Source organism: Fibrobacter sp., assembly GCA_012523595.1.
Lineage (GTDB): Bacteria > Fibrobacterota > Chitinivibrionia > Chitinivibrionales > Chitinispirillaceae > JAAYIG01.
This window is the reverse complement of sequence record JAAYIG010000083.1, coordinates 1-10,571: the sequence shown is the minus strand read 5'-3', so window position 1 is coordinate 10,571 and position 10,571 is coordinate 1. Positions and strand designations below refer to the sequence as shown.

11 protein-coding genes are annotated in these 10,571 nt (G+C 45.0%); 8 read left to right on the top strand and 3 right to left on the bottom strand.

What is annotated here, in order from left to right; translation table 11 throughout:
- On the bottom strand, positions 1 to 625 hold a 625-nt coding region (locus GX089_05030; GenBank protein ID NLP01839.1), incomplete at its 3' end, for a Crp/Fnr family transcriptional regulator.
- A gap of 11 nt (positions 626 to 636) precedes the next feature.
- Positions 637 to 1,137 carry an SPOR domain-containing protein gene (locus GX089_05025; GenBank protein NLP01838.1) on the bottom strand — a complete coding sequence of 167 codons (501 nt, stop codon included), beginning with the start codon at positions 1,135 to 1,137 and terminating at the stop codon, positions 637 to 639.
- 498 nt (positions 1,138 to 1,635) lie between these two features.
- Here GX089_05025 and GX089_05020 point away from each other — a divergent pair, with 498 nt between their 5' ends.
- From GX089_05020 to GX089_05000, 5 genes are all read left to right on the top strand, one after another.
- Positions 1,636 to 2,079 (top strand): hypothetical protein, encoded by a 444-nt coding sequence (locus GX089_05020; GenBank protein ID NLP01837.1) that lies wholly within the window; start codon positions 1,636 to 1,638, stop codon positions 2,077 to 2,079.
- A gap of 101 nt (positions 2,080 to 2,180) precedes the next feature.
- Complete coding sequence (gene pilB, locus GX089_05015) at positions 2,181 to 3,872, top strand: type IV-A pilus assembly ATPase PilB (GenBank protein NLP01836.1); 1,692 nt, start codon at positions 2,181 to 2,183, stop codon at positions 3,870 to 3,872.
- A 94-nt stretch (positions 3,873 to 3,966) separates the two neighbouring features.
- Entirely contained in the window at positions 3,967 to 5,025 is a 1,059-nt protein-coding gene (locus GX089_05010; protein NLP01835.1) for a type IV pilus twitching motility protein PilT, read from the top strand.
- A 20-nt stretch (positions 5,026 to 5,045) separates the two neighbouring features.
- Positions 5,046 to 6,245 (top strand): type II secretion system F family protein, encoded by a 1,200-nt coding sequence (locus GX089_05005; protein NLP01834.1) that lies wholly within the window; start codon positions 5,046 to 5,048, stop codon positions 6,243 to 6,245.
- 118 nt (positions 6,246 to 6,363) lie between these two features.
- Positions 6,364 to 6,681: a flagellar biosynthesis anti-sigma factor FlgM gene (locus GX089_05000; GenBank protein NLP01833.1), complete on the top strand. Its 318-nt coding sequence runs from the start codon at positions 6,364 to 6,366 to the stop codon at positions 6,679 to 6,681.
- 69 nt (positions 6,682 to 6,750) lie between these two features.
- Here GX089_05000 and GX089_04995 read toward each other — a convergent pair whose 3' ends face one another.
- Positions 6,751 to 7,617: a sigma-70 family RNA polymerase sigma factor gene (locus GX089_04995; protein ID NLP01832.1), complete on the bottom strand. Its 867-nt coding sequence runs from the start codon at positions 7,615 to 7,617 to the stop codon at positions 6,751 to 6,753.
- Positions 7,618 to 7,732: 115 nt separating this feature from the next.
- Here GX089_04995 and GX089_04990 point away from each other — a divergent pair, with 115 nt between their 5' ends.
- From GX089_04990 to GX089_04980, 3 genes are all read left to right on the top strand, one after another.
- Entirely contained in the window at positions 7,733 to 8,698 is a 966-nt protein-coding gene (locus GX089_04990; GenBank protein ID NLP01831.1) for a helix-turn-helix transcriptional regulator, read from the top strand.
- 28 nt (positions 8,699 to 8,726) lie between these two features.
- Positions 8,727 to 10,091 carry an aspartate kinase gene (locus GX089_04985; protein ID NLP01830.1) on the top strand — a complete coding sequence of 455 codons (1,365 nt, stop codon included), beginning with the start codon at positions 8,727 to 8,729 and terminating at the stop codon, positions 10,089 to 10,091.
- A gap of 211 nt (positions 10,092 to 10,302) precedes the next feature.
- On the top strand, positions 10,303 to 10,571 hold a 269-nt coding region (locus tag GX089_04980), incomplete at its 3' end, for a helix-turn-helix domain-containing protein (protein ID NLP01829.1).

Genomic DNA, 10,571 nt, shown 5'->3' with positions numbered 1-10,571 from the left:
GGGAATGCTTCTCAAGCTGTTCAAACCCGGTTATAACAACTCTCCCATTGTCAATTTTAAGTACACCTTTTTTCCGAAGGCGTTCAATGGCTTCCGATACATCCGAAAGCGGTATATTAAGTAAATCCTTTATTTCGTTTTCAAGCATCTTCTGGTTTATACTTACTTCCTCATCTCCGCTGTAAGTTCCTGATGAATGGCAGATTAGTAAAACCATAGTTGCCACATGGTTCAGACGATCGCCATCTATTGACCTGCAGATCTTAGTCCCAACCTCCCGGAGACGCTGTACAAGAATGTAGGCAACTTTCCTGAAATACTCTGGAACTCTGGCAAGAATAGACTGGAAATCGGTTGCGGGAATTACAATGGCTTCGGTCTGCTCTATCGCGATTCCGGAAGTGCTTCTGGTACCTCCATATATGGGAGCGATAGTACCAATAGCCGCTCCCGGACCGGCAGTACCCAACTCGATCCTGGTGCTACCTTCAGTTTTGTAAATCAGAACAGATCCGCTTTTTATTATGAATAAATCTCTGGAGGACTCATTCTGCTTATAAATGTGCTGTCCCCTGGCAAACTGGACAGTTGTCCACCTCTCCCCGGCATTTTGCACCGCAGCCATTTACAAATTACCTAGTTTGCCGGAGTACTTTTGCCCGATACAATCCAGGCATCATTGTACCCGATCTTTTTCAGTTTTCTCAGATTGCTCTCAGCTTCTGTTTTCTGAATAAAGTCACCGGCAAACAACTTGTAATAAGGAGCTTCGTAGGCAATAAAAACAGGAAGATTTGTTTTTTCCTCCGCCACTTTTTTCTGCTCCCGCAGAGCTTCAATCTGGCTTGAGGCAAACAGTTGTATCCTGTACTTCAATGTCGCGGGACTCTGATCCTGGGGAGCCTGATTGAAAGTACTTTTAAAGTCGGTACCTGCAAGCCTTATCTCCTTACCCCGATTCAGTGTATCAAGAAAAGTTAACTGAACGTCTTTTTTGGGTTCGGTCCTTACCGGGCTTTTTTGTTCACTTTCTGTGCCGGCTGGTTTTTCCTGAGTCCGTGCTTTACGTGAAATGAAATAAGGTGTACAGTTCAGACAGAATGCAATCAACGATATTACAATTACTCTCTTTCTCATTTTCAAGAAAACTCCAGCCCTTATCTAGATTGCCCTGTTCATTCCAGTAGAGTATTTTTTTTCAATATACATTCAAAAACCTAAGTTTAATAATAAATCGCTCAACATAAGGAGTCAAGCATTCTCGATCGATTCCGCAGGTATGAACAGATAAATAGGAAGGAATCCTTCAGTTACTCCAGAAGTCGTTTAGGGAAAGGTCATCTCCTGAAAATCGGCTTTCTCATCTGCGTTACAGCAATCCTAACCTGGTATTCCCGCCAGGAATCTAATAACCCTTTCAGGCAACGAAGCAGTATAGAAATAATAAGCAGCACCGATGAGCTTGTTTTTGCCTTTAAAAGGCAGCTTCAATCAGAAAACAAGCTGACAATCGTAGCACCTTTTAACCTGCTTAACTCCGTGGATCTTATTGCGAACTCTACTTCCTGGAATCTTATATCGGCTACTCAGCCAGTGAACTCGTCATGCTGCAGTTCTCCGCCGGAAAAGTGGAACGTGCTTGATACCACTGCCGGAGCCAGCGTTGCCGTGCCCGCCGGATGGCCAGTGCCTGTTGCAACTCCCCGGGTACGTGTGGAAGACTGCTCGATTGAGTATACCGAACCATTCTCTGATGAGCGATCGTGTATAATGGTAAAATTCGGGGTGATGATGTGCCTGGTAATTGATGGTTCATGGTTTGACTGCTCCAGTTCAGAAATCACCCCTCTTAGAGAAAAATCTGAACTGATTGTTATTTACAATACAGATACAGAAAAAGCATCACGGCTCCGTAGCTGCTTCCGGCCCCGCTACATGCTTATATCTGGAAAATGCATAGGAATGGATATAAAATTTGGAAATGTAATCTGTACTGAAGAGAAGCGTTTGAAGACAACTTTCCGCGTTACGCCTCGAAATACCATTAAACATCAATCCAAAGCAGATAAAAGGAGTTGATTATTTATACAGGAAGAGGAAACGGCGGGTCATTTCTGTTGATCAACCCTGGCGTTAAAAGTATAATTACATTAATTCTGACCTGATCAAACGACCTTTCTATGGCAAAAAAACTTGGAGAATTGCTGGTTGAAGGCGGAGCAATCACAAAAGCTCAGTTGCTCAACGCGCTCAAATATCAGACTGCAAAAGGTGGAATGCTGGGTGAGGCACTTATTGCCACAGGTGTGATCCCGGATGAAAACCTTATTATCCATTTCCTGGAAAAACAGTTGAGTTCAGGCAAAGTCAGCCTTAAGCAACTGGAATTTGATCCCGGCTGCATTGAACTGATCCCCTATGACATGGCGCAGAGATATAACGTAATTGCGATTAACAGAATAAACCGTACTCTGACAGTCGCCCTGAGTGACCCTAAAAACATGTTTATGCTCGACGCTGTCAAGTTTTTAACCGGGTATAACATAAAACCGGTACTTGCGCCTGCCAAGGAGATACAGGAAGCAATCAATTTTCATTACCATTCAGAGCAGGAAGTCAGTACAATCCTGAATGATATTAAGAATGAAAATTTTGAGATACTCTCGGAAGAGAAAAACGATGAACCGGAAGACATCACAAACGAAGTCACTGAAGCGCCGGTAGTTAAGCTTGTAAATCATCTCATACTGGAAGCAGTCCGGAAAAGCGTCAGTGACATACATATAGAAACTTACAGCAATATCCTGCGGGTGCGCTACCGTATTGACGGCAAGTTGATAGAAATGACTCCTCTTCCTTACCGGCTTCGTTCTGCCGTGATCTCCCGAATAAAAATAATGGCAGATCTAAACATTTCAGAACGAAGACTTCCTCAGGATGGAAGAATCAAGATAAAAACAGGCCTGAAAACCATAGATATCCGCGTAAGTACCACTCCGACTATATTCGGGGAAAAAGTGGTGATGCGTATTCTTGATGCCTCAAACCTGATGCTCGATATGGAAAAGTTCGGGATCCCCCCGGCAGGGCTGAGAAGTTTGAGGGAAGCTCTGGCCGCACCTTACGGGATGATCCTTGTCACAGGACCAACCGGAAGCGGAAAAACAACTACTCTCTACTCGGCACTCAGCAATCTGAACAAACCGGATGTAAACATTATGACTGCCGAGGATCCGGTTGAATACAATATAGAAGGTATCAACCAGGTGAATGTCAATCAGAACATTGGGCTTACATTCGCTGCTGCCCTGAGGTCTTTTCTGAGACAGGACCCCGATATAATCATGGTCGGTGAAATCCGGGACCTGGAAACTGCTGAGATAGCTATTAAAGCCGCTTTGACAGGACACCTGGTATTGAGTACCCTGCACACTAACGATTCTGCCAGTTCTCTTACCAGACTCACAGATATGGGTATCGATCCGTTCCTGACCGCCTCGTCTGTCAGGCTGATCATTGCTCAGAGACTTATCAGAAAAATCTGCCCTCACTGTAAAGTGCAAACCGATCCGGGCAAATCAGAACTTCTCTCTTTTCTGAACCTCTCCTCAAAGGAACTCTCTGAACTCAAGCTCTACGAGGGTAAAGGATGTCCGCTGTGTAACAATACAGGTTACAGTGGCAGATGCGGTCTCTATGAGGTTCTTCCAGTTGATCTTGAGATTCAGGAGATGATCATCTCAAAAGCGCCACCATACAGCATTAAGGATAAAGCAGTTTCAAAAGGGATGGAAACTCTGCGGACGATAGCGCTTCAGAAGCTCAAAGCCGGACTGACCACTGTTGAGGAAGTGCTTGGAGCAACATCCTGAGCAGAATTGTCAATTGCGTGATTGAATATAAATTGAATATAAAACGATGAATCCGCCACTTTCATTTACACCTAAAAAATAGTAGTTTTAAATTATGGTATCGATGCACGAATTGCTTAAAAAGATGGCTGAGCGAAACGCTTCAGATCTGCATTTGACAACTGGTTCTCCTCCTCTTTTCCGGATCAATGGCAGACTTATACCCTCAGATGCTGAATCGCTTTCACCGGAACAGGTCCAGAAGCTTGTCTATAGCATAATGAATGAGGCACAGAAGAAGATATTCGAACAGAAAAAAGAGGTAGACTTTTCTTTCGGGGTTCAGAACCTTTCAAGGTACAGGGCCAATGTTTTTCTCCAGAGAGGATGCTGCACCTGTGCCATCAGGCAGATTCCATATACTATAAAACCACTCGCGGACCTGGGACTCCCGACTATTGTGGGTAAACTGACCGAAAGGCCAAACGGGTTGGTTCTTGTCACCGGGCCGACTGGGAGCGGAAAAAGCACTACTCTTGCCGCAATGGTTGATAAAATCAACAGTGAACGTGAAGGGCATATCCTTACTGTTGAGGACCCGATTGAGTTTATTCATAAGCACAAAAAATGTATTGTCAATCAGCGGGAAGTATCCCAGGATACCCAGAGTTTCGCCAGTGCACTCAGAGTCGCGCTTCGCCAGGACCCCGATGTCGTTCTCATAGGTGAGATGCGTGATCTCGAAACCATTCAAGCGGCTCTCAGCATAGCCGAAACCGGGCATTTGACTCTGGCCACACTCCATACGAATTCAGCGGCACAGACAATAAACCGCATTATCGATGTCTTCCCGGCTGACCAGAAAGCCACCATCAGAGCCCAGCTCTCAATGGTACTTGAAGGAATCATCAGCCAATCCCTTCTTCCGGCAACAACAGGAGGACGTGTTCTGGCGTGTGAAATTCTGATGGTTACTATGGCGGTGCGTGCGCTGATCAGGGATGACAAAGTGCATCAGCTCCAGGGTATTATCGAAATCGGCCAGAAGTATGGCATGCAAACTATGAATTCTGAGCTGCTAAGGCTCTACCAGAAGCGACTGATCAGTAAAAAAGATGCTCTGACCCGTAGTAATGACCCGGAACAATTAATCAGACTGATTGGTGATATATAGTCTCGGCACAGGAGTGAAATATGGCCCGGTTTTCATATATAGGCGTGACAACTGCCGGCAAGCAGGTAAAAGGTGAGATCAACGCGCAGAACAAAGAAGAAGTAATCAGTCTTCTTCGAAAAAAGAAATTGCGGCCGGTCTCCATTAAGAACCTTACCTTCGATATAGGACAGTTCTTAAGTCCGGGAGTGTCTCTCAAGGATGTGAGCCGGTTCACACGTCAATTCGCTGCAATGACCTCCGCCGGCCTCCCGCTTGTGAACTGTCTGGATATCCTGGCATCCCAGACAGAAAACAAAAAACTATCAGCTTCCATAAAACAGGTCTCTGGAGACATCCAGGGAGGGAGTACTCTGGCCGATGCTCTAGGCAAGCACCCCCAGGTTTTTAATTCTCTTTACTCTAATATGGTTGCTGCCGGCGAGGCTTCAGGAAATCTGGATACAGTACTGAGTCGCCTTGCAGATTATCAGGAAAAATCAGAAGCTTTGAGAAGAAAAATAAAAGGGGCAATGACTTATCCTGTCATTGTGCTAATAGTGGCTGTTTTAGCCACAGTCGCTATGCTTACCTTTGTTGTCCCTACATTCGCACAGATGTTTGTTGACATGGGTGGCTCCCTGCCACTACCAACCAAAATTGTCATGGATATTTCCAGTTTTCTCCAACGTTTTTTTCTCCTGATAATCGCAGCCATAGCAGGACTTGCCTTCCTGGTATCTTATTACTACAAGACCGAAAATGGAAGGTTGCGTCTGGATGGAATCAAACTGAAAATTCCAGTTTTTGGTGATCTTGAACGAAAAAGCTCAATAAGCCGGTTCGCCCAGACTCTCTCCACACTGCTCTCAAGCGGAGTAACAATCATAGATGCATTGTCAATTACGGCTAAAACCGCCGGCAACAAAGTACTTGAAAAAGGAATTATCAAGACACTTGAACGGATCACTGGCGGACTTACTATTGCAGAGCCACTGAAGGAAACCGGGGTTTTTCCTCCTATGGTTATTCACATGATATCTGTGGGAGAGAAAACCGGAGATCTTGCAGAGATGCTCAAAAAAATCGCCGAGTTCTATCAGGAAGAGGTCGATGCTGCAATCGATGCTCTGACATCGGTAATCGAGCCAATAATGATCATAGTCATGGGTGTAGTTATCGGAGGAATCCTGATTGCAATGTATCTGCCCATGTTCGATATGATCGGGACCATTAAATAGCATCAGGATTGAGTAGACGGGGCGTCTGAAGGATAGTATACTCTAAAGCGAGATAACGTTAAAGTTCTGAAAATTTCTACCGATACATAGAATAAGGAATGAAAGGCGGTGATGGGAAATGCGTATAAATGCAATTACCCAACCATTACAGGCAGAACTTAGAAAGGTCGAGAACGCAAAGAAGGCAGAGAAGGCCGGGAAGCCTCAAGTTGCCGACCGTTCAGAGTTTTCCTCTGGTGCTCAGCGTCTTAGCGAAACAAAGGCACAGTTCGAAACAATAGCTGCTAATCTCTCTGCTCAACCAGACATCAGAAGTGAGAAGATCGCTGAGGTGAAGGCAAAAATGGAGAGTGGCTACTACAATTCCGAGGAATTCATCGATAAGCTGGCAGAAAAACTGCTGGATGAATTCGGAATCAAGAACAACGAACGCTGAGTGTTGTACAATCTGGCAGGAAAAAAATAAAAAAGGGGTATTGCCCTCTTTTTATTGCTCCACCTCTGATTAGTCCCCTTTATACATTCTAAGGCGTTTACAGCGGGAACAATGCTTCAGCCGTTTGATCGCTTTTTCCTTTATCTGACGGACTCTTTCACGGGTCAGATTGAACCTCTGGCCGATCTCTTCCAGTGTGTGCGCAGTGTCCTCTCCTATTCCAAAATACAGCTTCACTACCTCTTTTTCCCTTTCGGACAGAGTATCCAGAGTTCGCTCTATCTCATTTTGAAGAGATATATCCATTATGCCATCATCGGGACTCTCCTGATTCTCATCCTGAAGGAGATCAATCAGCTTGGCATCCTCTCCCGATTGAATCGGTGCATCGAGGGACATGTGAGCATTACCGATTTTGATGGTTTCACAGACGTCATCTTCATCAAGAGATAGTTCATCGGCTATTTCGGAAATGTTGGGCAGGCGGCAGAGTTTCTGCTCAAGACGGCTCTGGGTTTTCCCGATCTTATGTATTGTTCCTACTCTGTTGAGAGGAAGTTTTATGATCCGGGACTGCTCGGCAAGAGCCTGAAGAATAGCCTGGCGAATCCACCACACCGCATAGGAAATGAATTTGAAATTCTTCTTCTCATCAAATCTTTTTGCTGCCCTGATAAGCCCCAGATTGCCTTCGTTGATAAGGTCGCTTAATGGCAAACCCTGGTTCTGGTAGTTTCTGGAAACGCTAACCACAAAGCGCAGATTAGCTTTAACCAGTTTCTCCAGAGCCTTTTTGTCACCCTCTCGAATGCGTACAGCCTGCTTTGCTTCTTCCTCAAGGCTCAGCGTTTTATGTTTGCTGATCTCTTTGAGGTAAAGAGCCAGAGAACTGTCATCAGATAAGAAACGGTTTGTTTCGCTCGTCACTGAAGGCATTTTTTATTTGCAGGTAATAATTTGAAGTGAAGAGTAATTTAAACGACCAGATAATATATAATTTGCGCTTAACTTCTCCAACTATAAGTAGAGCAATAATGTATTTTTAACAAACATGTTTCCTACAAGACACGAATTACTGGCAGAATTCAGCAACCCTGTTTTTACACCCCACAGTTCTTTTCCGGGCCTGAGGACCTTTAGTTTTCTTGAGAACTGGAAGAGCTCTCCGGTAGTTGAACTTCCCAGACTACGCATAGAAATCAAAGGTTTGGATTATCTTGAGTTTTCCGGAGCCGATGGTGGGGTTTTCGACTCACAAATCCGGTTCCAGCAGGATTGCTACAGACTGTGGTATCAGGTGGATGGCACAGGTATTCTCCAGAATGTCACCCGCAGCAGTTTCGGAACTGCCCGTCCGGGACTGCTGGGAGTAATGGAACGGGGGGAACGGCATACTTACCTGCACCAGAGAGGCAATTTTGAATGCTTTCAGGTCCTTTTCTCGCTTCTTCCATCTCAGCAGGCTAAATGCTACTGGAATGCCGAGGTAGAGGGAAAGGTGATCCTGGAGGAGAGGGAAAAGGCTTACTTCGAGAATCTTGTTTTTGACCTGCTGATGGTGATTTCCAAAGGTAAAGAGATTCTGGGGCTAGCATCAATTTCCAGGTTGCTTGAAATCCTGGTGGTGCTGTTTAAGAAGGGTTTGATGATAGTAGATGAGAGGCAGTTTCCCAAAAACAAAGTCAAGTATCTGGTGAACAAGGCCAGAAATTTTATGGACCTCCATTATTCCACTATTCAGCACCAGCAGAGCCTTGAAGAGGAATGTGGTGTAGATGTAAACTATCTGAATATAATTTTCAAAAAAGAAACCGGCATGACGTTGTATAATTACATGACCAGGGTCCGGATGGAGCACGCCAAGCATCTTTTGGAAACCACAGATGAGCCAGTTACAGATATAGCCTGCAAAGTTGGATACCCAAACGGCAACTCATTCTCACGTGCCTTCAAGAGGCAGGAAAAGTGCAGTCCACAAGAATTCCGCAGCCGTTTAAAGACCATGAAGCAGAAATAGTTCTTTTCATTTATAAACCGGAGTCAGTATGGATTTGATCGTAAGTAAATTCGGTGGCAGTTCAGTGGCTTCCAGTGAGAAGCTGATACAAATTGTCAAGATTCTGAGGATGAACCCGAACCGAAGATGTCTTGTTCTTTCCGCCCCGGGCAAGTCGCCCGAACACAGTACAAAGGTCACCGATTTTCTAATCAAAGCAACGGAAAAAGCCCTTAAATCCGAGGATTATTCCTCAATAGTCAGCGATCTGAAAAAACGCTTCATATCAATTTATCAGCCCTTAAAAGTGCCGGTTTCTAGAATTGAGGAAATCACAGCAGATCTGGACAGAAGACTTGCTTCAGACAAGAGTAACAGCAGACGTTTCCGTGATCTGGTAGTAGCGGCCGGTGAGGAGTTTAATTGCAGGCTGTTTGCTGAGTATCTGAATATTGATGGACTCGAAGCAGTCTACGCCTGTCCGAAAGAGTCTGGACTTATAGTAACGGATGTTTTCGGAGATGCTCAGCCGATGGCTGACACGTCATTGAGGTTGTCCACTTTAAAGAGTCTTTGTGCAGGGAAGATAGTTGTGTTTCCTGGATTCTTCGGTTACACCGAGAATGGGGATGTTGCCACATTCAGCAGAGGCGGATCTGACCTCACCGGGGCCATTCTGGCTGAGGCTCTGGATGCTATTGAATACGAGAACTGGACTGATGTAGACGGGATCTTCAGCGCTCATCCATTGCTGGTTCCTCAGCCGATACAGATTCCGGCACTTAGCTACAAGGAGATGCGTGAATTATCCTACATTGGATTCAATGTGCTTCATGAGGAGGCAGTCCGGCCTGTGATGCGAAAAAAGATTCCGATACGGCTGCGAAACACGAACAATGTCAAAAACCAGGGGACACTTATTGTAGCTGAACGGCTTCCAAGCGCACGGGATGTAGTAGGTGTGGCTTCAGGAGGGGGCTATTGCAGCTTTACATTACAGAAATTTCTGATGAACAGGGAGAGAGGGTTTGGAAGGAGACTTCTTTCGATTTTTGAGGATATGGGCCTCTCCTATGAGCACTGTCCTTCCGGAGTTGACAATATATCTGTAATTCTCGACCAGAGCCAGCTCAAACCGGAAGCCGCAAACAACATTATCAGGGCTATTGATCAGAAGCTCAGTCCTGATGAGATCCGCACGGAATTCGGAATATCTCTTGTCTCGGTTGTCGGAGAGGGTTTAATACACAAGATCGGAGTTCTGGCTCAGGCAGCCAAGGCGCTTTCCGCAGCCGATGTAAACATAAAGATGGTCAATCAGGGCAGCTCAGAGATAAGTATCATCTTTGGTATAGATTCCACAGATGAGAAAAAGGCTGTAAATGCCCTCTACGACGAATTCTTCCGTAAATAATTTCTGCTTTACAATCCACCGCGGAGGCCAGACTCTCCGCGGTTTCTTTTAGTTTGCGAATGCGTATTTAATTTATTGCATTAGTTCTCCCATAATATTATTTTACAATAAATAATGAGTCTCGGTCATTTCAGATTGACTTTCATCTTTAAGTATACCTTTGAAAATCCGTTCCAAAAATCTCCAAAACCTATGAAAGGAGTAGTTACAGATGGCAAGAATCAGCAAAGCCGAACTTATCAGGCTGCAGAAAAAATTCAAAACCGATGCACGAATTGGTGAAGAATTTGGTATTACAAGACAAGCAGTCCATCAGCTTCGCAAGAAATACGGTATCGAGTCCCGTACAGCAGGGAACCCTGAGAGAAACAGAGAAATGGTTTCAATGCGCGATTCAGGTCACAGTGTAGAAGCTATTGCAAAGAAATTCAAGCTCTCTATCCCTCAGACCTACAGAATCCTCAAGGAAACTGCCAGTTC